Source organism: Streptomyces lucensis JCM 4490 (assembly GCF_014650035.1).
GTDB classification, from domain to species: Bacteria; Actinomycetota; Actinomycetes; order Streptomycetales; family Streptomycetaceae; genus Streptomyces; species Streptomyces lucensis.
This window is the reverse complement of sequence record NZ_BMUE01000006.1, coordinates 72,101-94,172: the sequence shown is the minus strand read 5'-3', so window position 1 is coordinate 94,172 and position 22,072 is coordinate 72,101. Positions and strand designations below refer to the sequence as shown.

Annotated in this window: 24 protein-coding genes, 2 tRNA genes, 1 other RNA gene and 1 pseudogene; 11 read left to right on the top strand and 17 right to left on the bottom strand. The window is 71.6% G+C overall.

Annotated elements, in window-relative coordinates:
* The first annotated feature begins 333 nt into the window (after window positions 1–333).
* Window positions 334–933 carry a beta/gamma crystallin domain-containing protein gene (locus tag IE177_RS15610; RefSeq protein ID WP_190015933.1) on the top strand — a complete coding sequence of 200 codons (600 nt, stop codon included), beginning with the start codon at window positions 334–336 and terminating at the stop codon, window positions 931–933.
* Between the two features lie 166 nt (window positions 934–1,099).
* On the opposite strand, the gene IE177_RS15605 is transcribed toward IE177_RS15610, so the two are convergent.
* The 4 genes from IE177_RS15605 to IE177_RS15590 form a co-directional block, all read right to left on the bottom strand.
* Window positions 1,100–1,184: transfer RNA gene (locus IE177_RS15605), tRNA-Ser, on the bottom strand.
* Between the two features lie 45 nt (window positions 1,185–1,229).
* Window positions 1,230–1,661, bottom strand: coding sequence for a tRNA adenosine(34) deaminase TadA (tadA, locus tag IE177_RS15600; RefSeq protein WP_229816076.1), 432 nt, complete (start codon window positions 1,659–1,661; stop codon window positions 1,230–1,232).
* A 59-nt stretch (window positions 1,662–1,720) separates the two neighbouring features.
* Entirely contained in the window at window positions 1,721–2,254 is a 534-nt protein-coding gene (locus IE177_RS15595; RefSeq protein ID WP_190016213.1) for a tRNA adenosine deaminase-associated protein, read from the bottom strand.
* Window positions 2,255–2,578: 324 nt separating this feature from the next.
* The gene (locus IE177_RS15590) at window positions 2,579–2,818 is read right to left on the bottom strand and encodes a hypothetical protein (protein ID WP_373305103.1); all 240 of its coding nucleotides are present in this window, start codon (window positions 2,816–2,818) and stop codon (window positions 2,579–2,581) included.
* A gap of 104 nt (window positions 2,819–2,922) precedes the next feature.
* Between IE177_RS15590 and upp the strand changes: the two genes are divergently transcribed.
* Window positions 2,923–3,558, top strand: a complete 636-nt coding sequence (gene upp / locus IE177_RS15585; protein ID WP_190015930.1) for a uracil phosphoribosyltransferase — start codon at window positions 2,923–2,925, stop codon at window positions 3,556–3,558.
* 385 nt (window positions 3,559–3,943) lie between these two features.
* Here the strand turns inward: upp and IE177_RS15580 are convergent, their stop codons facing one another.
* Window positions 3,944–4,594: a LytR C-terminal domain-containing protein gene (locus IE177_RS15580; RefSeq protein WP_229816053.1), complete on the bottom strand. Its 651-nt coding sequence runs from the start codon at window positions 4,592–4,594 to the stop codon at window positions 3,944–3,946.
* A 98-nt stretch (window positions 4,595–4,692) separates the two neighbouring features.
* Window positions 4,693–4,989: a type II toxin-antitoxin system VapB family antitoxin gene (locus IE177_RS15575; protein WP_004943146.1), complete on the bottom strand. Its 297-nt coding sequence runs from the start codon at window positions 4,987–4,989 to the stop codon at window positions 4,693–4,695.
* Between the two features lie 114 nt (window positions 4,990–5,103).
* On the opposite strand from IE177_RS15575, the gene IE177_RS15570 reads away from it, so the two are divergent.
* The gene (locus IE177_RS15570; protein WP_190015929.1) at window positions 5,104–6,699 is read left to right on the top strand and encodes a helicase HerA-like domain-containing protein; all 1,596 of its coding nucleotides are present in this window, start codon (window positions 5,104–5,106) and stop codon (window positions 6,697–6,699) included.
* Window positions 6,700–6,719: 20 nt separating this feature from the next.
* Here the strand turns inward: IE177_RS15570 and IE177_RS35410 are convergent, their stop codons facing one another.
* The 4 genes from IE177_RS35410 to IE177_RS15555 form a co-directional block, all read right to left on the bottom strand.
* On the bottom strand, window positions 6,720–6,845 hold the full coding sequence (locus IE177_RS35410; RefSeq protein WP_268253163.1) for a hypothetical protein: 126 nt from the start codon (window positions 6,843–6,845) through the stop codon (window positions 6,720–6,722).
* Window positions 6,846–6,895: 50 nt separating this feature from the next.
* Complete coding sequence (locus IE177_RS15565) at window positions 6,896–7,222, bottom strand: hypothetical protein (RefSeq protein ID WP_190015928.1); 327 nt, start codon at window positions 7,220–7,222, stop codon at window positions 6,896–6,898.
* 77 nt (window positions 7,223–7,299) lie between these two features.
* Entirely contained in the window at window positions 7,300–7,968 is a 669-nt protein-coding gene (locus IE177_RS15560) for an HdeD family acid-resistance protein (RefSeq protein WP_190015927.1), read from the bottom strand.
* A 90-nt stretch (window positions 7,969–8,058) separates the two neighbouring features.
* A complete protein-coding gene (locus tag IE177_RS15555) occupies window positions 8,059–8,652 on the bottom strand; it encodes an HhH-GPD-type base excision DNA repair protein (protein ID WP_190015926.1) in 594 nt (197 codons plus the stop codon).
* A 109-nt stretch (window positions 8,653–8,761) separates the two neighbouring features.
* Between IE177_RS15555 and IE177_RS15550 the strand changes: the two genes are divergently transcribed.
* The 4 genes from IE177_RS15550 to IE177_RS15535 all read left to right on the top strand — a co-directional run bounded on the left by IE177_RS15550 (window position 8,762) and on the right by IE177_RS15535 (window position 14,865).
* The gene (locus tag IE177_RS15550) at window positions 8,762–10,885 is read left to right on the top strand and encodes a penicillin acylase family protein (RefSeq protein WP_190015925.1); all 2,124 of its coding nucleotides are present in this window, start codon (window positions 8,762–8,764) and stop codon (window positions 10,883–10,885) included.
* Entirely contained in the window at window positions 10,878–11,465 is a 588-nt protein-coding gene (locus tag IE177_RS15545; RefSeq protein WP_190015924.1) for a GNAT family N-acetyltransferase, read from the top strand. Before IE177_RS15550 ends, IE177_RS15545 begins: the two co-directional genes overlap by 8 nt.
* Before the next feature lie 336 nt (window positions 11,466–11,801).
* On the top strand, window positions 11,802–13,592 hold the full coding sequence (locus IE177_RS15540; protein WP_229816052.1) for a copper resistance CopC/CopD family protein: 1,791 nt from the start codon (window positions 11,802–11,804) through the stop codon (window positions 13,590–13,592).
* A 394-nt stretch (window positions 13,593–13,986) separates the two neighbouring features.
* Window positions 13,987–14,865 (top strand): DUF2637 domain-containing protein, encoded by an 879-nt coding sequence (locus tag IE177_RS15535; RefSeq protein ID WP_190015922.1) that lies wholly within the window; start codon window positions 13,987–13,989, stop codon window positions 14,863–14,865.
* A 76-nt stretch (window positions 14,866–14,941) separates the two neighbouring features.
* Here IE177_RS15535 and IE177_RS15530 read toward each other — a convergent pair whose 3' ends face one another.
* Window positions 14,942–15,706 (bottom strand): dienelactone hydrolase family protein, encoded by a 765-nt coding sequence (locus tag IE177_RS15530; protein WP_190015921.1) that lies wholly within the window; start codon window positions 15,704–15,706, stop codon window positions 14,942–14,944.
* A gap of 463 nt (window positions 15,707–16,169) precedes the next feature.
* Between IE177_RS15530 and IE177_RS15525 the strand changes: the two genes are divergently transcribed.
* On the top strand, window positions 16,170–16,532 hold the full coding sequence (locus IE177_RS15525; RefSeq protein ID WP_190015920.1) for a hypothetical protein: 363 nt from the start codon (window positions 16,170–16,172) through the stop codon (window positions 16,530–16,532).
* The gene (locus tag IE177_RS15520; RefSeq protein ID WP_190015919.1) at window positions 16,529–16,882 is read left to right on the top strand and encodes a transcriptional regulator; all 354 of its coding nucleotides are present in this window, start codon (window positions 16,529–16,531) and stop codon (window positions 16,880–16,882) included. Before IE177_RS15525 ends, IE177_RS15520 begins: the two co-directional genes overlap by 4 nt.
* Before the next feature lie 48 nt (window positions 16,883–16,930).
* Here the strand turns inward: IE177_RS15520 and IE177_RS15515 are convergent, their stop codons facing one another.
* Window positions 16,931–17,485, bottom strand: a complete 555-nt coding sequence (locus IE177_RS15515) for an SMI1/KNR4 family protein (RefSeq protein WP_190015918.1) — start codon at window positions 17,483–17,485, stop codon at window positions 16,931–16,933.
* A 51-nt stretch (window positions 17,486–17,536) separates the two neighbouring features.
* Between IE177_RS15515 and IE177_RS15510 the strand changes: the two are divergent.
* A pseudogene (locus IE177_RS15510) lies at window positions 17,537–17,698 on the top strand (GNAT family N-acetyltransferase); the annotation flags it as partial.
* A 131-nt stretch (window positions 17,699–17,829) separates the two neighbouring features.
* Here IE177_RS15510 and IE177_RS15505 read toward each other — a convergent pair.
* The 5 genes from IE177_RS15505 to IE177_RS15490 all read right to left on the bottom strand — a co-directional run bounded on the left by IE177_RS15505 (window position 17,830) and on the right by IE177_RS15490 (window position 21,852).
* Window positions 17,830–18,102 carry a hypothetical protein gene (locus IE177_RS15505; RefSeq protein WP_190015917.1) on the bottom strand — a complete coding sequence of 91 codons (273 nt, stop codon included), beginning with the start codon at window positions 18,100–18,102 and terminating at the stop codon, window positions 17,830–17,832.
* A gap of 21 nt (window positions 18,103–18,123) precedes the next feature.
* Complete coding sequence (locus IE177_RS15500; protein ID WP_229816051.1) at window positions 18,124–18,801, bottom strand: DUF6313 family protein; 678 nt, start codon at window positions 18,799–18,801, stop codon at window positions 18,124–18,126.
* 160 nt (window positions 18,802–18,961) lie between these two features.
* The gene (locus tag IE177_RS15495; protein ID WP_190015916.1) at window positions 18,962–19,369 is read right to left on the bottom strand and encodes a hypothetical protein; all 408 of its coding nucleotides are present in this window, start codon (window positions 19,367–19,369) and stop codon (window positions 18,962–18,964) included.
* Window positions 19,370–20,251: 882 nt separating this feature from the next.
* Window positions 20,252–20,491 (bottom strand): hypothetical protein, encoded by a 240-nt coding sequence (locus IE177_RS34795; RefSeq protein ID WP_373305092.1) that lies wholly within the window; start codon window positions 20,489–20,491, stop codon window positions 20,252–20,254.
* 1,273 nt (window positions 20,492–21,764) lie between these two features.
* Window positions 21,765–21,852, bottom strand: a tRNA-Ser gene (locus tag IE177_RS15490).
* Window positions 21,853–21,925: 73 nt separating this feature from the next.
* Between IE177_RS15490 and ffs the strand changes: the two genes are divergently transcribed.
* Window positions 21,926–22,020, top strand: an RNA gene (gene ffs, locus IE177_RS15485) — signal recognition particle sRNA small type.
* Window positions 22,021–22,072 lie beyond the last annotated feature (52 nt).

The window sequence follows — 22,072 nt, the reverse complement described above, 5'->3', positions numbered from 1 at the left end:
GGTTAGCTGTCGAACATCCCTCGTGCAGCTTCGCGCTGGTGAGGGATCGGACGATCCCGTCGTAGTACACGCCGTTCTTGCTCTCGCGGTGGCTGACGATGCGGATTTTCTTGTTCGGGTCCGGCTGGAGTTCCGCAACCGTGGTCATGGCTGTCTCCCTCGGGTTGAGAGTGCGGTTTACAAACGCTTCGTGAGCGGCGGACGAGGGCGCGTACAGGCGCGTGACACCCCAATGCGGTGCCCCTTCACAACCCTGTCTCGCGGTGACTAAGCGTATTTATATGGTAACTATCTGTCATCAATCCGTCCAAACGATCAATTGCGGAGAGGCGCATGAGCGAACAGGAAGTCACCTTCTACGCCCGGCCCAGCTACACGGGGGACGGCCACACCTACGCGGTGGGAGCGAACGAGAACCTGCACCCGGGCGAACTCAACGACAGGTTCCGGTCCGTCAGGGTCGGCCGGAAGGCCAAGGTCCTGGCATGGCAGCACGCCAACCAGACCGGCAAGTACCGGGAGTGGGAGGTCGACCAGCCGGACATCTCCGACATCGGCGGGCTGACCCGGTTCAAGGTCGTCGAGAGCACCACGCTGCCCATCGCGGTCCGGCTCCAGGACCTCACCGGATCTCAGCCCGGGCGGTACAGCCTGAAGGTCGCTTCCTACGACGTCGGGGACACCGTCGTCCGCTCCGGCGACCCGGAGTACGGGCTCGTCGGCGTCATGCCCGAGGACGGCCCGCCGGTCACCAGTGCCATCTACGTCCGCAACGAGCTGTCCGGCGAATATGTTGCCCTCGGGGCCATCTACTTCGCCTGGAACTCGGGGACCAAGTCGATCGACGTCGCCGACGCCTCGAACGTCCCCGAGAACCTGGACTACTCGCGAGACGGTCGCAACCAGTTCACCTTCAAGCTCACCGAGGTGTAGGGACCGGAGCATCCCCGGACCGGCCGGGTGCCGGCGTTTCGCACCGAACACGGCAACCGCGACGATCCACCTCATCGTGTGACCGTCACTCAGCTGAATGAGACGGAAACTGAGACGGAAGACCACGAAGGGCCCGGTCCATCGGACCGGGCCCTTCGTCTACCTGCGGTAGCGGAGGGATTTGAACCCTCGGTGACTTGCGCCACACTCGCTTTCGAGGCGAGCTCCTTCGGCCGCTCGGACACGCTACCGAGGGAGACCTTACAGCAAGGTGGGGCATGGTCCGAAATCGGTATTCAGCGGTCTCTGAAGAACTCGGTGAGGAGGCGGGCGCACTCCGGCGCGGACACGCCCTCGACGACCTCCGGCCGGTGATTGAGGCGGCGGTCGCGGATCACGTCCCACAGGGAGCCGGCCGCGCCCGCCTTGTCGTCCCGGGCGCCGTAGACCACCCGGTCGACGCGGGACTGGACGATGGCTCCCGCGCACATGGTGCAGGGCTCCAGGGTCACCACGAGCGTGCAGCCGGTCAGCCGCCACTCCCCGAGCCGCGCGGCGGCCCGCCGGATCGCCAGGACCTCCGCGTGCGCCGTGGGGTCGCCGGTGGCCTCGCGTTCGTTGTGCCCGGCGCCGAGCACCGTCGTACCGTCCGGGGACAACACGACGGCGCCGACGGGGACGTCACCGCCCCGGACGGCCCGTCCGGCCTCGTCCAGGGCGAGCCGCATCGCCGCCCGCCACGGGTCGCGCACCGGGTCCGGCGGGCCGGTGGCGGTGTCGTGGGCGGTCAGCGGACGGTCTCCAGCACCTCCGAGGCGCCCAGGGCCTCGGCGATGGAGCTCAGCGCGTCGTCGGCGTCCAGGGCGCGCAGTTCCTTCTCGCCGATGCCCAGGTCGTCGAGGATCTCGCGGTCGCCCACCGGGCTGTGCGGCACCGCGTCGGCGGCCGCGCCCTCCTCCTCCTTGTCGTCCTCGGACTCGCCGTCCTCGGTGCCGTCGAGGTTCAGCGCGTCCAGGTCGGGGCCGTCGTCGGCGCCGGGTTCCCGGCCGAGCAGCTCGTCGGTGAGCAGCAGCTCACCGTAGGCGCTGCGGGCGGCCGCCGCGGCGTCCGAGACGTAGATGCGAGGGTCGTCCTCGCCGTCCACGCGGACGACGCCGAACCAGGCGTCCTCCTGCTCGATCAGGACGAGCACCGTGTCCTCGTCGGGAGAGGCTTCCCGGGCCAGGTCGGCGAGATCCGACAGGGTCTCCACATCGTCCAGCTCTGTGTCGCTCGCTTCCCACCCGTCTTCGGTGCGCGCGAGCAGTGCGGCGAAGTACACCGTGACTCTCCCACTGGTCATAGGCGTGCCGGTTGGGGGTCCCCCCGGCGGAGGTACGTGGGCGGGGAGAGCTCGGGCTCCGAGCCCCACCCACTCGGAATCGTGGCAGAAAGAAAGCGTTCAGGGGACGTCTTCGGCTCCCTGTGTCCGGCTGTTTCGATCGAGGATCCGGCATCGGCTCAGCAGGACGCTCATTGCCGCCACCTGCGGATCGTACGCGGATTTCACGGGCGCTCACGCATGCCCGCCACCCGAACGCCGAAGCGGGCGCGGAGTCTTCGCCCCGCGGACTCGTTCACCGGGCCGTGCTCACGGCTTCCCTCCCTACCAGCGGAACGTCCTCATCCGCATCGCGTGGCGCAGTCGCGCGACCTTGGCGCGTCGCGGCTGGACCCGGGCGCGCAGCGCGCGGGCCTCGGCCAGGTCGCGCAGGAACTGCGCGCGGCGGCGCCGGCGCTCGGCGTCCGTCTCGGGGTGCGGGCGGCCGGAGCGCGTGGGACCGGGCGCCGAGGGCCTTGCCGGCCTCTCGGCGTCTCCGGGCGCGTCGTCAGGAAGGTCAGGCAGGTCAGACACGTCACACCACCCCAGTCCGTCCCTCCCCACCTTCCCTCGCACGGGCGGTTTGACGCCAGCGCGATGCGGTGCGGGGCGCAGGTACCGTTATGGGCATGCGTCTCCACGTCGTCGACCACCCTCTGGTCGCCCACAAGCTCACCACGCTGCGCGACCGGCGCACGGACTCCCCGACCTTCCGCCGGCTCGCCGACGAACTGGTCACCCTGCTCGCCTACGAGGCGACCCGGGACGTGCGCACCGAAGCCGTCGACATCGAGACGCCGGTGGCCACCACCACCGGCGTCAAGCTCGCCCGGCCCCGCCCGCTGGTCGTGCCGATCCTGCGCGCCGGCCTCGGCATGCTGGACGGCATGGTGCGGCTGCTGCCGACGGCCGAGGTGGGCTTCCTCGGCATGATCCGTAACGAGGAGACCCTGCAGGCCTCCACCTACGCCACCCGGATGCCGGAGGACCTCTCGGGCCGCCAGGTGTACGTCCTCGACCCCATGCTGGCCACCGGCGGCACGCTGGTCGCGGCGATCCAGGAGCTGATCAAGCGCGGTGCCGACGACGTGACGGCCGTGGTCCTGCTGGCCGCCCCCGAGGGCGTCGAGGTCATGGAGCGCGAGCTGGCGGGCACCCCGGTGACGGTGGTGACGGCGGCGGTGGACGACCACCTCAACGAGCACGGGTACATCATCCCCGGCCTCGGCGACGCGGGTGACCGGCTGTACGGCGCGGCCGAATAGACGGATCGGCCGGCCGGGCCCCGGGTGGGCGCCGGGCGAGCGCCGGCTGGGCGCCGGGCGGGCGGCGCCCCGCAAGGGGCGCGGGGACCGCGCGCCGATCCGTGACACCCGGCCCGAACGCGGGCCGCGACGACACACTCGGTTCCGACCCGCAGGGCGTGACGCACAGGGCGTGTCGCGTCCGGGGCCGAGCCGCGGGCCGCGATGAAACGCCCGGGTCCGACGCGCAGGATGTGACGCACAGGGCGTGTCGCGTCCGGGGCCTACCCGCAGGCCGGTGCGACGCTCCCGCGTCCGACCCGAAAGGCGTAACGCGTCAGGCGTGACGCACGCGTGTCCGGCCCGCAGGGCGGCACGCGGCGTCGGCCCTCGGCGGGGCGGGGCCTCAGCAGCCCTTCTTCGGCGCGTCCGGTGAAGGCTTCGGCGCCGGCGCGCTCAGCGCGGTCAGGGCCTCGGCGGCGGCCGCGGGCTTGGCCAGTCCCTTGAACCCGTCCCCGAGGACCAGGTCGAGGTCGGCCCCCTTGCGGCCGGCCTCCGTCCGCAGCTCGGCGCCGGTGAGCTGCGTGGCGAGCACCGGCAGCGAGGTGTTCCGCGCGGCGGCGGGGCCCAGGAGGACTCCGGTGCCCTTGACCTTCTTGTCGAACTCCTTGGGCGCGTTGCCCACGTCACCGATCCGGAAGCCGCGCTTCTTCAGCTCGTCCGCGGTCTGCTTGGCGAGCCCGGTGCGCTTGGTGGCGTTGTAGACGTTCACGGTGATCCGGCCCGGCCGCGGCACGTCGCTCACCTGGGCCGCTGGGGCCGCCGTCGCCGCCTTGGTACGGCAGTGGGCCGCGGCGCCGCCCGCCGTCGGCTTCTTGCCGCCGGTGAAGACGTCGATGAGCTGCAGGGTGCCCCAGCCGATGAGACCGAGCGCGGCGAAGGAGGCCACCACGACCGCGACGAGCCTGCCGTTGCGCCGGCGCGGGCGCATCCGAGGGTATTTGCCCCCCGTGATCCGGTACTTGCCGCCCATGCCGGGGGGAGTCAGCATGCTCATGGGCGCAGCGTAGTGCGCCCGGGCGGCGATGCCTATTAGATGATCAGTCGATGCCGCCCGGCGGAACCCGAAAGGGTCAACGACCGTGTCGCGCCGGGTCAGTCGAGTTCGAGCACGCGTGCGTGCAGCACCTGGCGCTGCTGGAGGGCCGCACGGACCGCTCGGTGCAGACCGTCCTCCAGGTACAGATCGCCCTGCCACTTCACGACGTGCGCGAAGAGGTCGCCGTAGAACGTCGAGTCCTCCGCCAGCAGAGTCTCCAGATCGAGCTGCTGCTTGGTGGTCACGAGCTGATCGAGGCGGACCGGGCGCGGCGCGACGTCCGCCCACTGCCGGGTGCTTTCCCGGCCGTGGTCGGGGTACGGCCGGCCGTTTCCGATGCGCTTGAAGATCACACGGAAAGCCTACCGGTCAAGACGTTCCAGGCGCAGCCATGGCGGCCGAGTGCGAGGCTTGAAAAGATCCTGCATAAGGGTCATACGGTCCGATACCGGGAACGGGGGCTCCAGATGAGTGACAGCGGCGCCGCGCCGTCCGCCTCCCCCGAAGGCGCCCCCGCGCTCCCCTCCGAAGCGCGGGAGATCGCATCCGGGTACGCCTTCGCGGGCCCCGCCCTCGACCTCGGCGCCCTCCTGTGGGACGGGCACTGCCACCCCGGCGCGCCGGTCCGGGTGCCGCTCCCCGTGCTCAACCGGCACGGACTGATCGCGGGTGCCACCGGCACCGGCAAGACCAAGACCCTGCAGCTGATCGCCGAGCAGCTGTCGGCACAGGGCGTGCCGGTGTTCCTCGCGGACGTCAAGGGCGACCTGTCCGGCATCGCACGCCCCGGGCGGCCGGACGACCGGGTGCGCGGGCGGGCCGCCGAGGTCGGTCAGCAGTGGGAGCCGGCCGCCTTCCCGGCGGAGTTCTTCGCGCTCGGCGGCCTCGGCCACGGCATCCCGGTGCGCGCCACCGTCACGAGCTTCGGCCCGGTTCTGCTGTCCAAGGTGCTCCGGCTCAATCCGACGCAGGAGCAGTCGCTCGGCCTGATCTTCCACTACGCCGACACCAAGGGTCTGGAGCTGGTCGACCTCAAGGACCTGCGCGCGGTCGTCACCTTCCTCACCTCCGCCGAGGGCAAGACCGAGCTGAAGGGCATCGGCGGGCTGTCCGCCGCCACGGCCGGGGTGATCCTGCGCTCCCTCACGGCCTTCGAGGCGCAGGGCATGACGGACTTCTTCGGCGAGCCGGAGTTCGACACGGCCGGCTTCCTGCGCACGGCACAGGACGGGCGCGGCGTCGTCTCCGTGCTGGAGCTCCCGGCGGTGCAGGACAAGCCGCGGCTGTTCTCCACGTTCCTGATGTGGCTGCTGGCCGATCTCTTCCACGACCTGCCCGAGATCGGCGACGCGGACAAGCCCAGGCTGGTCTTCTTCTTCGACGAGGCGCACCTGCTGTTCGACGACGCCTCCGAGGCGTTCCTGGACTCGATCACGCGGACCGTACGGCTCATCCGCTCCAAGGGCGTCGGCGTCTTCTTCGTCACCCAGACCCCGAAGGACGTGCCCGGCGACGTCCTGGGCCAGCTCGGCAACCGCGTACAGCACGCCCTGCGCGCGTTCACCCCCGACGACCAGAAGGCCCTCACGGCCACGGTGCGGACCTTCCCGAGGTCGGCGTACGACCTGGAGGAGGTGCTGACCGGCCTCGGCACCGGTGAGGCGGTGGTGACCGTGCTCAGCGAGACCGGCGCGCCGGCCCCGGTCGCCGCCACCCGGCTGCGCGCCCCGCGGTCGCTGATGGGTCCGTTGGACGCCGACGGCCTGGACCAGGCGGTCCGCGCCTCCCCGCTCCACGAGCGTTACGCACAGGCTGTGGACCGCGAGTCGGCTTACGAGAGGCTGGGCGAGCGGCCGGGCGAGCGGGCGGAGGAGCCGGAGACGGCCGAGGCGCCCAGGAGCACCCGGGGCGCCAGAAGCCGGAAGGCGCCCGAGGAGGAGCAGTCACTGGTCGAACAGGTCGTGAGCAGCGGGATGTTCAGGTCGCTGGCCCGCTCGGTCGGCACCCAGATCGGCCGCGAGATCACCCGCTCCCTGTTCGGCACGGCCCGGCGGAGGCGGTAGCCGCCTCCGCCGGGTCCGCGTCACCGCTCCCGTCCCCCGGGCGGCCGCTGCGGTTGCGGCTGTCGCCGGTCCGGCTCGGGCGCCGTGGCGCGCCGGGCCTCCGCGCGCAGCAGGGCGCGCAGGACGGCGTAGGGATCCGTGGGCATGGCTGTGCTCCTTGCGTCGAGCCGACTGACCTGTGCGGGGCACGGGTCTGTCAGCAGCGCAGGACCACCGTGCGCGGCGGCGACGGGGCGTACGGCACCCCGGGCGGGCCGGCGCACGTACGCGCCGCCGGCCGGGCGGGGGCGTGGCCGGGACCGGACCGGGGCGTGCGGAGTCCGGGTACGCCGGCCCGGTGCGCGGCACGGGCCGGCGGCCGCAGGGCGGCGTCCGGGACGTCGTGCTCGGTGGTCCCGGCGGCCGCGGCGGGCGCGGGGGCCGCCTGGGCCTGCAGGTGGGCGCCGGGCACCCACAGGACGAGCAGCAGCACGAGCACCCGCGGCCAGGTACGGGTCCGGGGGCTGCGCGCGGTCCTGCTCACGGCAGGTGTCTGCCCGGCGCGGAGGCGACGCCCAGCACGCGGGGCACGGAATTCGCCGACTCGGCGTACGGGCCGGGTCACACCGTTCGCGGCACCCGGCCGGCCCGGCCGCGGATGCGGAAGGCGGTGACGATCTCCACGATCCCCACCACGACCAGCCAGGCGCCGCCCACGAGGGTGAGTACGGCGACCGACTCCAGGGGCGAGTCGATGAGCACGATGCCGGCGACGAAGGTGACGATCCCGAGGAAGATCTGCCAGCCCCGGGCCGGCATCCGGGAGTCGTGTACAGCGGCCAGGGTCTGCGTGATCCCGCGGATCAGCCAGCCGATGCCGATCCACAGGGCGAGCAGCAGGATCGACTGCATGGGCCCGCGGAAACAGAACAGTCCGAGCAGGATCGACAGGGCGCCGCTGATGAACGCCAGCACCCGCAGTGAGGTCGCCTTGTGCGTGCCGAACGCCGACACCAGCTGGAAGACGCCGCTGATCACGAGGTAGAGGCCGAAGATCACGCCGGCCGCGAGCAGGGAGGGGCCGGGCCAGACCAGCACCAGGACACCGAGGACCAGCGAGACGACGCCGGTGATCAGGACGACCTGCCAGGCGGCCCGGGACAGGGCGTGCAGGGGGCCCTCGAGCGGTGGTTCGGGCTCGTGGTGGCCGCCCGGCGGGTGCGCCGAGTGGACGCGCCGGTCGTCGTACTCGTGGCCCCACGCGGGTCCGCTGTTCGGTGCCTCGGTCATGGTCCATGCTGGGAACGCGCGGGACGGCCGCGCCACCCGGGTGGGCCGGCCGGTGGACCCTGGCGCCGCCGCCCGTCCCGGCCGCGTCCGCTACGTGCCCGCGGCCTTGGCGGCCTTCGCCGCCGCCTTCACCTCCTGCTTGTGGGCGCGCACCTTGGCCAGCGACTCGGGGCCCGTGATGTCGGCGACGGAGCGGAAGGACCCGGCCTCGCCGTACGCGCCCGCCGCCTCCCGCCAGCCCTGGGGCGCGACCCCGAGCTGCTTGCCGAGCAGTGCGAGGAAGATCTGGGCCTTCTGCCTGCCGAAGCCCGGCAGGTCCTCCAGCCGCCGCAGCAGCTCGGCCCCGCCGCCGGCGCCCCGCCACACGGCCTCCGGGTCCCCGTCGTACCGGTCGACCAGGTACCGGCACAGCTGCTGGATGCGCTTGGCCATCGAACCCGGGTAGCGGTGCACGGCGGGCTTCCGGGAGAGCAGCGCCGCGAAGGCCTCCGGATCCATCGTGGCGATCTCGTGCGCGTCCAGATCCTCGGCGCCGAGCCGGTCGGCGATGGTCCGGGGCCCCTTGAACGCCCATTCCATCGGCACCTGCTGGTCGAGCAGCATGCCCACCAGCGCGGCGAGCGGGGAGCGCCCGAGCAGCGCGTCGGCCTCCGGGTCCTGGGCGAGGTGCACGGTGACGTCCATGCGTCGATGGTCCCGCGCCCCCGCCCGGTGCGCGCGCCGGTGGACGGCTGCGTACATCGCGTACGATTCCCTGGACTGAACTTAGGCAAGGCTAACCTAAAGGGGTCAGGTGACCGTCGAGACCTACCGCGACGCCTGGGGCGTTCCCCACCTGCGGGCGTCCAGTGCCCGTGCACTCGCTCACGCACAGGGCCGGGTGACCGCCCACGACCGGGCCTGGCAGCTGGAGACCGAACGCCACCGCGCCCGGGGCACCTCGGCCTCCTTCCTCGGCGCCGACGCCCTCCCCTGGGACGTCCTCGCCCGCCGGGCCCGCCTCGACGACACGGCCCGCCGCTGCTTCGCGGCGCTGGAGAGCCGGGACGCCGAGACGGCCGACTGGGTCCGGGCGTACGCCGACGGCGTCAACGCGGGCCTGCGCGCCGGCGCCCGCCGCGCCCCCGAATTCGCCCGCACCGGCCTCCTCCCGGGCCGCTGGCAGCCCTGGACCCCCCTCGGCGTCTGGCTCGCCACGCACATCCTCTTCGCCGGTTTCCCCGCCAAGCTCTGGCGCGAGCAGGCGGTGCGGCACCTCGGGGCCGACGCCGTCCGCCTGTTCGCCACCGACGGCCCGGGCACCGCCGGGAGCAACGGCTGGCTCGTCTCCGGCGACCGCACCGAGTCCGGGCACGCCCTCATCGCGGGCGACCCACACCGGTTCATCGAGGACCCCGGCGTCTACCAGCAGATCCGTCTGTCCTGCCCCGAGTTCGACGTGGTCGGCCTCGCCGTGCCCGGCGTCCCCGGCATCGCCCACTTCGGCCACACCGGCACGGTCGCCTGGGCGATCACCAACGCCATGGCCGACTACCAGGACCTCTACCGGGAGCGGCTGCGCCGCACCGGCGCCGGCGTCGAGGCCCTCGGCCCTGACGGCGCCTGGCACCGGGCGTCCCGGCACACGGAGACCGTGGAGATCGCGGGGGAGACCCCGGTCCTGATCGAACTGATCGAGACGGACCGCGGCCCGGTGATCGCGGGCGGCCCGGAGGGCCTGGAGGCGGGCACCGGCACGGGCGGCGCGGGCGGGGACGGCACCCTCCTCGCGGACGACGCCCAGGCCCTCGCCCTGCGCTACCCGCCCCGCGTCACCGAGGACCTCGGCTTCGGCGCCCTCCTGCCGCTCCTGCGCGCCCGCACCGTCGCCGACGTCGACCGCGCCCTCGACGCCTGGGCCGAGCCCGTCAACGTCGTCCACGCCGCCGACACCGCCGGCGGCACCCTGCACCGCGTCGCCGGCCGCGTCCCGCTCCGCGCCGAGGCCAACCGCGTCCGTCCCGTCCCCGCCTGGGAGCCGGGCCACGAGTGGCACGGCACGCACGAGACGCCGTACGCCGGTCTCACCGACGGCGTCGCGGTGATGGCCAACCAGCGCGGCCCCGCGGGCCCCCTCGGCGTCGAGTTCGCCCCGCCGCACCGCGCCGCCCGCATCCGCGCCCTCCTCGACGCGCGCCGGACCTGGAGCGCGGACGGGATGTCCGCGATCCACACCGACACGCACCTCGCCTCCGCCGGCCCCCTCCTCGACCACGTCGCCGCCCTGGACGGCCTCACCCACTCGGCCACCCTCCTGCGCGACCGCCTGCTCGCCTGGAACCGCCGCATGGACGCCGACAGCGCCGACGCGGCGGCCTACGCGGCACTGCGCACGGCCGTCGTCCGCCGCCTCGCCGCACACCCGGTGTTCGCGCCGCTCACCGAGCCCCCGGCCTACCCGGACGTCCTGCTCCCGTGGCTGGCCCTCGTACCGCGCATCGGCCACGCCCTCGAACACCTTCTACGGGCCGAGGAGCTGTACGGCATCGACCGCCCCGCGATCGTCCGGGCCGCCCTAGAGGCGACGGCCGCCGCACCGCCCGCCGGCACCTGGTCCGACACCCACCGCCTGGCTCCCTGGCGAGCGCTGCCCGACCGCGCGGACGACGGGCCCGGCCTGGCCGGCGACCACGACTGCGTGCTGTGCACCTCCGCCGTCCCCGGCCTCACCGACCGCGCGGCGCGCGGTCCGGCCGCCCGCTACGTCTGGGACCTGGCCGACCGCGCCGGCAGCCGCTGGGTGGTGCCCTTCGGCGCCGACGGCGTCCCCGGGGCCGTCCACCACCACGACCAGCTCCCCCTGTGGCTCAAGGGGGAACTGGCCCCGATCGTCACCGACTGGTCCCTTCTCCACCGCACCGAGGAAACCGATGACTGACGCGCACGAACAGCACGTACCTGGCTACGGCACCGTACGCATCCGCCCCCTCAACCCGGACGGCGACATGGATGTGGTCCACGCCTGGGTGAGCGAGGAACGCGCCGTCTTCTGGGGGATGAACGGCCTCACCCGCCCCCAGGTCGCCGAGATCTACGCCCATATGGCCACCCTCGACACCCACCACGCCCACCTGGTCACCAAGGACGGCGAACCGGCCGCCCTGCTCCAGACGTACGAGCCGGCCGCCGACCGCGTGGGCGAGTGCTACCCCGTGCGCCCCGGCGACCTCGGCATCCACCTCCTCCTCGCTCCCGTGGGCGCGGGCGGCCCGCGTCCGGGCTGGAGCGGAACCCTGCTGACCGCGATCGCGTCGTACGCGCTGCTGACCCTGGACCGGCGCCGGATCGTCGTCGACCCCGACGTCCGCAACACCAGGGCGATCGACCGCTTCGACCGCCAGGGCTTCGAGCGCGGGCCGGTGGTCGTCCTCCCCGAGGTGGACGTCCCGGACGTGTACCTGCCGGAGAAGCACGCCCAACTGGCCTTCCTCGAACGGGAGACGGCCTTCCCCGGGTGACGGGGCCCGGACGGACAGGCACCCGCCGATGCGGCGCCCGAGGGAACGGGGGACCGGAGACGGGGGACCGACGGGGCCCGCCGGGCTGTGCGCGCCTCGGCCCGCCGCCGCTCCGGCTGCCGCGTCCGCCCCCGCCGCGTCGGCCGTCGCGGCGACCGACCGGATCCGCGACCGACCGGATTCGCGACCGCCTGGAGTTGCGACCGACCGGATTCGCGACCGCCTGGAGTCGCGACCGACCGGATCCGCGACCGACCGGCCGCCGTGGTGAGCACGGCGGCCGGTCCGTCCGTACGTATGGGGAGGCCGTGGGCGGCGGATGACGGGGAGGTCCAGGTGCGCGACGGACACCGATGGGTGCGGCGGCTGACGCTGCTCTGCGCGGGCTTGCTGCTGTCGCTGCTCGGCACGGCGGCCCCCGCCTCGGCCCACGCGGCACTGCGCGAGACCGACCCGGCCGACGGCACGGTCCTCAGGACGGCACCCCGGCACGTCACCCTCACCTTCACCGAGTCGGTCGGCCTGCTCACCGACTCCTTCCGCCTCTACGACCCCGACAACCGCCGCGTGCGCACAGGCCCCGCGGACCACGCCCCCGGCCGCTCCGACACGGCCCGTTTCTCCCTGCCCGCCAAAGCGGCCAAGGGCACGTACACGGTCGCCTGGCGGGTGGTGTCGGCCGACAGCCACCCGGTGTCCGGCGCGTTCACCTTCTCCGTCGGCAACCGCACGGCGACGACGCCGAGCGCGGCACCGGACGCCGCCGGCGACCCGGCCACGACGGCCCTGTACAACATCGCGCGCTACCTGGCCTACCTCGCCGCGGCGCTCCTCCTGGGCGCGGCGGCGTTCGTCGCGTACTGCCGCCCGTCCACGTCGGCCCCGCTGCGCGCCCCCGCCCTGGCCGCCACCGGCACGCTCCTCGCCGCGACGGCGGCCCTGCTCCTGCTGCGCGGCCCGTACGAGGAGGGCACCTCCCCGTCGGACGCCCTCTCGCTCTCCGCCCTCACCCACACCCTGACCACCCGTCCCGGCGAACTCCTGCTCGCCCGGCTGGTGTTGCTGCTGATGGCCGGGACCGTCACCGTGCTGCTCAGACCCCGCCGCGAGAGGCTCCCCCGCCGGGTCGTCCTGCCGGCGGTGGCGGTCTTCTCCGTGGTGCTGTCCCTGACCTGGTCGGCGGCGGAGCACGCCTCGGCGGGCATCCAGGTCCCGCTGGCGATCACCTCGGCCACCCTGCACCTGCTGGCCATGGCCGCCTGGCTCGGCGGCCTGGCCGCGCTGCTGCGCACCCTGCACCGCACCCCACGGGTGTCCGCCACGGTCCTGGTCCGCTTCTCCCGCCTGGCGTTCGCCTCCGTGACGGTCCTGGTCGTGACCGGCGTCTACCAGTCCTGGCGCGGCCTCGGCTCCTGGCAGGCGCTCACGGGCACGACGTACGGCCGTACCCTGCTGGCCAAGTTGGCGGCGGTGACCGCGCTGCTGCTGGCGGCGGCCTGCTCCCGCACCTGGACGACCCGCCTGGTGCGTGCGGCCGCGCCCGGCGCGACCGCTCCGGCGCGCGTCCCCGAGCCGGCCACCGGCCCGCCGCTCCCTCCGGAACCGGAGGCGTCCCCGCCCGCCCCGGCGCCCGCCGCCTCCGTGCACCTCCTGCGCCGCTCGGTGCTGGCCGAGGCGGCCGTGGGCGTGGTGGTCCTGGTCCTGACGACGCTGCTGACCAGTACGGTGCCCGGCCGTGCCGCCACCGAGGCGGCGACCGAGGACGCGGTGACGACCGGTGTCCCGGCGGCCTCCGTCGTCACGGTCCCGTTCGACGTCGGCGCGTCCGGCGGCCGCGGCACGGTCCAGATCACCCTGGACCCCGGCCGGGTCGGCAGGAACTCCGTCCAGGCGGTGGTCTACGGCCCCGACGGCGGCCTGTCCGCGGTGCCCGAACTGCGCCTCTCCCTCACCCTGCCCGCCCAGCGGGTCGGCCCCCTGGACACCAAGGTCACCGACCGCGGCGGCTACTGGGCCGCCGACTCCTTCGACCTGCCCATGCCGGGGACGTGGACGATGAAGGTGACGGTACGGGTGTCGGAGGTGGACCAGGTGACGGTGTCCAGGACGGTGCGGGTGACGCGGTAGCCGGGCCCCGGGTCCGCGGCTCGGTCTCCATACAGTTGCCACGGCTGCCACAGCTGCATATAGGCCCACGACCCGATACATGACGAAGTTACTTGTCCTGCTAATTGTTCACCCGTTCGGCCCGCACCCCATCATCACGCGACCGCGTTAGTGCGAATATGACCAAGGCCATGAGGGGGCGGCTGGGCCCCTACACGTATCTGTCTGCGTCCAATCCCGCAGCCGCGAAAGGGACCTTGTCGAACGGTGGCCTCCCCGTGACACTCGAGGTGACCGAGGACGTTCTTCAGGAATTCATGGATACCATGAGCGCCTTGGAAAGGGACCTGTCGAGACGCTGGGCGAGCACGGAATACTGGTTCAGTGGCACACGGGCGGAATGACCATTCGCGTCATGTATCACGAACGAATGGGGTACTACCCTGATCCGGCCGCCGACTACTCGGACGGCTACCAGAGCGTCGGGGACGGGCACTGGACGCCCACCGAGACGTTCTACCACTCTCTCAACTCCCCCCTCGGCTCCCCCCTGAACTCTCCTCTGGGCGCGCCTTCGAACGCGCCCCTGATCCCGCCGGAAGCGAGCTGGGATCCCGCGGAGGAACTGGCCTTCATGCTGCGGGACGCCATCGAGGAGCAGCAGCCCAGGATCCCCTCCGCCCGCAAGGAGGACCACCTCGGCGATCCGGTCCCGAAAAGCCATCGTGAGATCCTCGAGGAAATCACAGCGGAACTGCCCCCGGTGAACAGGCCTCGCCGAGGGCATCGCAAGGTCCGCGCACGGCAGCGTCCGAGCGGAATCCGGGTCATCAGCTACTGCATCGCCGCACTGGCGACCGTCGTCGCAGCCGCCGTGAGTATTTTCGGCGGCCTCATCGCTTACGACCCATTGCGTATCGTGGCGGTTTCCCAGTCGCACAGTGACGTCGTTTCCTGGTGGCCCATTCTGGTGTTCGGCCCCTGGCTCGTGGCGGCGCTCGCCATTTTCCGTGCGGCGCTGCACCAGCGCCGGGCCTTCCATTCCTGGTGCATGCTCCTGGCCTTCTCCGCCATCGCCATGACGCTCTGCGTCGCACCGGCGCCGAAGAACGTCGTCGACACGGCGGTCGCCGCCCTGCCGAGTTTCGCCTCGCTGGCCTGCTTCCAGCAGGTGGTCCGCCAGATCACCATGACCAGGCCGCCCCGGAGGGCGCTGCCCCGGCACCGGGTACACGTGGCCGAGGCGGCCGCCGCCGTGGCGGCACCCGGGAAGCGGCCTGGCCGAGCGGCCTGAGACACGACGGCGGCGCCCGGCCGGCGGGCCGGGCGCCAGTACCGCTTCCGTCAGGCCGGGCGTCCCACCGCTCCTGTCAGGCGGCCGGGGCGACCGCCCGGCCGAGGTGCCGGGCGAAGAACCGGACCGCGCTGCCGACCTCGAACCTGGGCAGTTCCTTGTGCCGGCCGGCGTTGGCCCGCAACGTCTTCTCCTTCGAGGCGAAGGCGTCGAACAGCGCGAGACCGGACTCGCGCGGGATGTGCTCGTCGTCCCACTGGAGCATGAACTCGACCGGGACGGTGATCCGGCTCGCCGCCTCGGCCAGGGCATCGGGCCAGTGCAGGCCGAAGACCGCGGCGCGGATCCTGGGGTCGGCGGCCGTCAGCGGCACACCGATCGCGGTGGCCATGTTCAGGCCGAAGTAGCCGACCGGTCCGTCCGGGCCGATCTCGGGGAGTTCCTGGAGCGCGTCCAGGGTCGCCTGCCACTCGGGTACGGCGCGCTCCGCCAGATGGGCGTTGTAACGGACCACGACGGGGCCTTCCGGTTCGCCCGCCGCCCGCGCCCGGTACAGCGCCGCGATCTCCGCCTCGTCGTGCGCGGTACGCGGCCGGTCGCCGTGGCCGGGCGCGTCGATGACGGCGACGTGGAAGCCGCAGTCGGTCACGAAGCGGTGCGCACGGCCGCTCATCGCCGGCCACTTCTTGTGCGTGCCGCCGCCGTGACCCATCAGCACCAGGGGTGCCCGTCCGGGACCGGACACGGGCGACCAGAGCACGCCGGGGACCTCGCCCACGGTGAAGTCGCGCTCGACCACGCCGTCCGACGACGTCTCGGCCGTGAAACGGAGAGAGTGCATAGGTAGTGCCTTTCGGGAGTGCCTTGCTCGTGAGGCGCTCCCGGCGACACCTATGTCGATCGCCCGGCCGTGGCGAACAGGGGGAGCACCCATACGGATACAGCGTTCATGGGTCTCACCTCCTCGGGCGGTTCACGGCCGCACGAAAGCTACCAGCCGGACCGGCCTGCGGCCCATCGCTTTTCAGCCGGCTGGTGCTTGTCGGTCCGTCAGCCTGCCAGTCCGTAAGTCCGTAAGTACTTTTGCATTACAAAAGTACGTGCGACACTGATGAGAGCCGAGGAGTCGAACGACTCCGGGACCACGGGGAGATGGGGGACACGTGTCACGCGATGAGTACACGGGAGCGTTCAGGGCGACGGCCGATCTACGGATGGCTCAGCGGGCCAGGCTGACCGCCAGCACCCCGCCCCCCTACGCATCGTGGTGGGCCCCGTTGGCAGGCGTCACCCATGGAATCGGCATGGCCCTGGCCACCGCCCCGCTCCTGTACGGGGCGAATGGTGCGGCGTGGCGGCCCGCACTGCTGGTCGTCATGATCACGACGCTCGCGGCCTTCCCGGTCATGTGCGCGGTGCGCGCGCTGCGTATGCGGGTGCGCGCGTGGCCATCGCGCGGAAGCAAGGGGCAGCGTCTCCTCCTCGAAGGACTGCCGGTACTCGCCTACGCGGTCGCCGGCCTGGCGTTCCTCGCGTTCGGACGGAGCGTCGGCGCGATCGCGCTGGGCGTCCTCGCGGGAGGCTCCCTGTGGTGGCGGGAGTCCCGCAGGAACGCCCTCCGCTCCGAGGCGGCGGCGACGCTCGAGGCGTCGGAGCGCACGGCATGAACCCCGCCGTGCCGCCGGCACTGGACCAGGTCATCCACCATCCGACACGGCTGACCATGATGGCCTTCCTCGCCGGCTGTGCCGAAGCGGAGTTCGCCGCCGTCCGCGACTACTGCCAGGTCTCCGACGCGAGCGTCAGCCGCATCGCGACCGCCCTGGAGGAGGCCGGGTACCTCAAGATCCGCAAGGGAGCGGTCGGCCGGCGCCCGCGCACGTGGCTCTCCGTGACGCCGGCCGGCCGTACGGCCCTGAAACGCCACCTCGCCGCACTGCAGGCCATCGCCGACGCGGCGCAGGAAGCGGGGGCGGGGGCGGGGGCTAAGGCGGAAGCGAGCGGTCGCGACGGCTGAGCGGCACCGTCCGGGGCGTGACGCGCGACCGTGCACGGGCCTGACGGTTCACGGGACTGACGGTTCAGTCGGGCCGTCCCCGGAAAGACCGCCGGATCCGGGTTCGAACGTCGCGCCGAGGTCGTACTGCGCGATCCCGAAAGGCCGGAAATCGGCCTCCGCGAGGACGCGGTAGAGAAACTCGGACGTCGACATGTCGTACCGATTCCATCCGCCCACGTCGTTGGACCGCGCAAGGATGGGGTGATCGCCCGGCCGCTCGGCATCGAGCAGCCAGAAGTACTCGTCGGCCCACTCGGTGGAGCCCCACTCGACCAGCCCCTTGCCCCCCGGCGTGTAGATCGCATAGGGCGCGACGGCGGAGACGGCCCCGAACCCGGCGTCCCGGTCGACCGACAGGTCGGCCCGCCACTGTCTCAGGAAGTCGAACGTCCCGAGGCCTTCGTCGCGCCCCAGGAAGTAGACGGAATCACCGAAGACGCCGCCGCCGAACGCCTCGTACAGCTCCTTGTAGTCCGCCGGCAGCGGAACCCCCAGCTCCTGCTCGACCGCCGCCCAGTCGACGGAGATCCCGAGCGGTTCCCACCCGGTCAGTTCGATCACTCGCTGAACCCACATGGAGCAATCCTTAAGCACTGGTCGTCGTGCCGACCCTGGATGAAGGCCGTCTCCGTCCGGCACGCCCTGGAACGGCACCCCGGTCTCGGCGGCCTGCTGACGGACACCGCCGACAACAACCCGCACATGACGCGCATCAACGACGCGCTCGGCTATGCGCCGACCCACACGACGTTCGAGTACCAGCTCGACCTCTGACGTCCGGTCCACCACGACAGTGCGCGCTGGGCCCTCACACGGGTCCTCACCCGGGCGCTCGGCCTCGCCGGGTCCCGCGCGGGACGGCGCTCCATCGGCCTCCCCCGGACCAGCTGATCAGGCTCTCATGGTCAGCCCAGTTGCGATGGGGCACGCCAGGTCCGGGTGCCGGCGCGAACCTCGCCGGCCGCGATGACGTCGTCGGGCACGTGCCTCTCCTGGGCCGCACCGGCCAGGTCCATGTACATGAGCGCAGCCGCCGAGCTGCCCAGCCCGGTTCCGTGACCCTCGACTCCCCAGCGGGCGAGGTGACGTGCCCCCTCGTCAAGGCCGTCCTCGGGAGCGGTGGGAAAGATCTCGCGCAGGGCGGCGCGAGCGATCTCCACGACGCTTCGTGTCTGCATCGGAACGGTCCTTCCGGAGGGTCATGGTTGGTGGGCGCGTGCGGTGCACACGAGGCACTTGTCCTGGTAGCCGGTCACCCACATCACCGCGCGGGCGACACTCTCGGCGGATTCGAGCGCCTCGTTGCGATCCAGTTCCGCCAGTTCGACCGTGCAGAGCACGTCTCGGACGAGGACCTCCCAGTGGTCCTGAGCCTTCTTCCAGTCTCCCCGGTGCGCCCGTCTGACGTAGCGGTCCAGGAACTCCTGGTCCTCCGCGCTCTTCAGATGCAGTGACTCGAGGAAGGTGATCCTGCCCGGTGGCTTGAGGCGGCGTTTCAGGCCCCTTCGTTGGAACAGCTGGTTGGTCGCGATCTCTTTGACCCGCTGCATCCGGGCGGCGATCACATGACCTGCCACTCCACCGATCAGCGCTGGTACCAGCAGCCAGCCAAGTATCGATGCGCCCCAGGACGATACGTGCACGGGCCGGTCGATGAGCGTGAACACCCTGTAGATGCCGCTCCAGCCCTTCTCGGAGCGGCCGGCGCCGAACACCCAGACGAATCCGATGACCAGGAAGATCGGTATGCCCCAGTCGATGAACCACTGGGTGACGCCCGACAACGCCTTGCGCGAGCGGAACGTGCGCCGTATCCACACCGCCATGGACTGCCCACGCGGCGGGAGCAGGGACGGCGGCAGAGGCGGTACCGACAACGGATGCCCTCCAAGGAGGCGACAGGGCTCGGTCACCGCAAGTGACGCTCCCATGCGGTCCGTGGTTGCAGCGTCCGGCGGGGACTTGCAGGAACATCGAGACCTGCTGGCCGATGGGGCACCCAGGCCGCAGGGGCTCATGGCTGTCGGGGCCAGGCCCCTACGGTCGCGCCCACCGCTGCAGCTTCCCGAGAGCGCGCTCCTTGTGAAGCCGGGTTGCCGAGATCTCGTCCGTACTCGTCACGAACGCCGTGATGGGGGTCCACCGCTTGCGCCCCCTGTGAGTCGTCCATCTGACCGCCGGGAAGTCCGTTATCCCCGTGATGCTTTCTCGGGGGATGACACGTGTGCGCAGATATCCGCGGATCACCAGTGTCGCGCGCCGGCAGCTCACGCCGAGCCGGTAATCCCTGACAGCGATCACCGCGAACCCGATCGCGCCGAGGCAAGCCGCGAGTCGCGAAAGGGCGCCGTCGGCCTGCACCGCGCATGCGATGGCCCCAGCCGCCGGGGCCGCCCCGAGGACGCTGTTCGCGAGACGGTTCAGCGTCGACGGCGCCAGCTCCATGACACTCCTGCTCCTCACCAGCGGCGGGTGGGCGAGCCTACAGGCGGCGATGCCCGCGCGGCTCGCTCCCGGACGGGGGGGCCGTTCACCCGCGTTCATGGGCGGCCGGTTGTCTGACCGGCTACCGCCTCCGGTCTCGTCTGAACGTCCGTGAACGGCGCTGGACGAGACGGAAACTGAGACGGACGGTGGTGCCGAGTTCGCCAGCATCGCCACTGTTGGAGGGGGCGTCATGGCGTTGGCCGGCAAGGGATCACGACAGATCGTTGTCGATGGCACGGCCTACCGCTGGCGTCTGCGAGGCAGGCCGACGTACCACCAGGGCCTGGCCTGGTCGCCGTGCACATTCGCGGTCGAGCACGTGGACACGCCAGGCAGGACGCTCGTCGTCACCACCAGTCAGCCGCATCCCAGCAACTGGATCGGTCGCGAGGCTGAGCCTGTACTGCCGTCTGGTGTGGCTGCGGCCGTTCGGCTTGCCCTGTGTGAGGGGTGGACTCCGACGGCTACGGGCCCCGCGTTCCACCTCGACCGGTCCGCCGGCTTCACACCCTCGTAGTGAACAGAGCCGGCGAAGTGGTGGGCAGACGTCGGAACCGGCGAACGGGGGGCTTGCATGGATTGGGGGACGCTCTGGGGGACCGGCCTCGGCGCGGTTATGGGCGTCGGTTCCACACTGCTTGCTGATCGAATTCGCTGGAAGCGCGATCAGTCGACCAGGCTGTTCGATCTGAGACGACAGTTGTACGGGGATTACCTGTCGGCGCTAACCCGAACGCGGAACGAACTCAAACACATCGGCAGCTCAATCGACCTCGATGCTGACGAGCGTGCTCGCCACGCCGGCGCGGCGTATCGGGAGGGCGGAGTACCTGAACTTCGTTACCAGATAGCGATTCTTGCGCCCCAACGGGTTGTGGGACCTGCAGTGGAAGCCCATAGGAGGCTTCGCGCCGTGGGCAGTGTGGGAAAGCCGGGCGCCTGTACGTCGGCGTAGTGGCCGAGGCACCCTCCGGGCGTCTCAGGCGAATCGAGGACACCCCAACCCTCCTCGTCCCTCCACTCACGCACAGACGCAGTCACGGCTGCGGCGATCCTGCGGTTCCCTCTGCGGCGACTCATCCGCCCGGTTCCACGGGTGACCGGTCTCAGTTCGGAAACTTGAGAGCCCGCCGCTGCACGTCGTACGGGGCCTCTCGACGCCAGACACGTCGCCACTCCCGGGCAAGAAACGCGCCGACTACGAGAAACAGGACCGATCCGGGCCAAGTGATGTGGGGCATCTCTATGAATGTGGAGATCGGGGCGGCCACCCAACCGCAAGACACCAAGGCGAGCACTACGACGCGACCTGTTCGCCCAGGGAACCTGGACACATCCGCCATGCTGTCGTCCTCCATGCTCTGCTCCTCGGCTTTGTGAGTGGCAGTGTAAGCGCGGTCGGCGGAACGGCTTGGAGGTGTTGCCTCATCCTCATCAGGTCGATCAGGGGAAGCTGAGGACAGCGGCCAACTCGCTGCCGGTCTCGGCTGAACTGCCGCTGAGAACCGCGTCTGACCGCCCGCGTCCCCATCTGTTGATGTCAGCTTCCGCAGGACCTGCGAGCGGGAAAGTACCTCGCTGCGGTACCGCGGGAAGGCGTGAGGTACAACCACGCCATGGCGAATCGACCGACGCAGGCAATGTGGTGGGCTGAAATGGCGATCGGGTTTGCCGTAGCCGCCGTGGCTTTTGCTGGGAGCGGCGCTCTTCTGGCGGCTTCGGCGCCCCGGGGTCACCACGTCACAGTGGACGGCGGGGCCTCCGTCGTGCTGATCGCGCTGTCCGCCGGCGTCGGCATCTTCGTGAGCGGCCGGTTCAGGGCATGGGGGCTGCGTCGGCAGGTGTCCCGCACACGGCCTTGAGTCCCAGGACGTCGGCGCACGCGCTTACCACGACGGTCGCGGCCGCTGATCAAGACCCTGTGCCAGCACCAGGAGCGCGGCCGGCGCCGACTGGGAGGGCAAGGGGTACGTCTTCGCCTCAGGGCCGCCGAGCCCGAACACCGACTTTCACGCCTGGAAGCGGCTGCTTCGGGACGGTGGTGGCCGGGACGGCCGTCTGTACGACGCTCGGCACACCGCCGCGGCCGTCCTCCTGATCCTCGGTGTCCGCAAGTCGTGATCGACTCGATCACGGGCGTGGAGCTCGGGGGAGTGACCCGCGTGCGAGCCCGGTGCATGCGGGTGAATGTGACGGGAGTCATGCTCCGCAAGGTCGCTCAGCAGGTCGGCGACGCGCTCCGGGTGCCGCCCGGCCGAGGGAAAGACCGGCTGAGACGCAGACCGAGACGGACGACGTCGAAGGGCCCCACTGCGAACAGTGGGGCCCTTCGACATCGTGCCCGGTGAGGCACTGGCGGAGGATACGAGATTCGAACTCGTGAGGGGTTGCCCCCAACACGCTTTCCAAGCGTGCGCCCTAGGCCTCTAGGCGAATCCTCCGCCGGAAACATTACATGACCGAGGGGAGTGCTCGCGAACTCGTTGCCGCAGGCCCGGATCGGGTACTGTGGGCGCAGCCCCTCACGCGGCGCTATCTGACTGAACTCCCCCAGGGCCGGAAGGCAGCAAGGGTAGGTCGGCTCTGGCGGGTGCGTGGGGGGCCCTTGCGTTCCCGGCCGTCCTCGGGCGGGGCCGGTTGTCGGTGGGCGCCATTAACCTC

What these genes read in the sequence shown, in the direction of transcription:
- IE177_RS34795 (WP_373305092.1), bottom strand. Translation starts at nt 20,491, where the DNA reads ATGAGTCGCCGCAGAGGGAACCGCAGGATCGCCGCAGCCGTGACTGCG.
- IE177_RS35410 (WP_268253163.1), bottom strand. Translation starts at nt 6,845, where the DNA reads ATGCCCACGGATCCCTACGCCGTCCTGCGCGCCCTGCTGCGCGCGGAG.
- IE177_RS15570 (WP_190015929.1), top strand. Translation starts at nt 5,104, where the DNA reads ATGAGTGACAGCGGCGCCGCGCCGTCCGCCTCCCCCGAAGGCGCCCCC.
- IE177_RS15505 (WP_190015917.1), bottom strand. Translation starts at nt 18,102, where the DNA reads ATGCAGACACGAAGCGTCGTGGAGATCGCTCGCGCCGCCCTGCGCGAG.
- IE177_RS15495 (WP_190015916.1), bottom strand. Translation starts at nt 19,369, where the DNA reads ATGGAGCTGGCGCCGTCGACGCTGAACCGTCTCGCGAACAGCGTCCTC.
- IE177_RS15580 (WP_229816053.1), bottom strand. Translation starts at nt 4,594, where the DNA reads ATGAGCATGCTGACTCCCCCCGGCATGGGCGGCAAGTACCGGATCACG.
- tadA (WP_229816076.1), bottom strand. Translation starts at nt 1,661, where the DNA reads ATGCGGCTCGCCCTGGACGAGGCCGGACGGGCCGTCCGGGGCGGTGAC.
- IE177_RS15525 (WP_190015920.1), top strand. Translation starts at nt 16,170, where the DNA reads ATGGCCCTGGCCACCGCCCCGCTCCTGTACGGGGCGAATGGTGCGGCG.
- IE177_RS15545 (WP_190015924.1), top strand. Translation starts at nt 10,878, where the DNA reads ATGACTGACGCGCACGAACAGCACGTACCTGGCTACGGCACCGTACGC.
- IE177_RS15555 (WP_190015926.1), bottom strand. Translation starts at nt 8,652, where the DNA reads ATGGACGTCACCGTGCACCTCGCCCAGGACCCGGAGGCCGACGCGCTG.
- IE177_RS15610 (WP_190015933.1), top strand. Translation starts at nt 334, where the DNA reads ATGAGCGAACAGGAAGTCACCTTCTACGCCCGGCCCAGCTACACGGGG.
- IE177_RS15520 (WP_190015919.1), top strand. Translation starts at nt 16,529, where the DNA reads ATGAACCCCGCCGTGCCGCCGGCACTGGACCAGGTCATCCACCATCCG.
- IE177_RS15535 (WP_190015922.1), top strand. Translation starts at nt 13,987, where the DNA reads ATGTATCACGAACGAATGGGGTACTACCCTGATCCGGCCGCCGACTAC.
- IE177_RS15530 (WP_190015921.1), bottom strand. Translation starts at nt 15,706, where the DNA reads ATGCACTCTCTCCGTTTCACGGCCGAGACGTCGTCGGACGGCGTGGTC.
- IE177_RS15560 (WP_190015927.1), bottom strand. Translation starts at nt 7,968, where the DNA reads ATGACCGAGGCACCGAACAGCGGACCCGCGTGGGGCCACGAGTACGAC.
- upp (WP_190015930.1), top strand. Translation starts at nt 2,923, where the DNA reads ATGCGTCTCCACGTCGTCGACCACCCTCTGGTCGCCCACAAGCTCACC.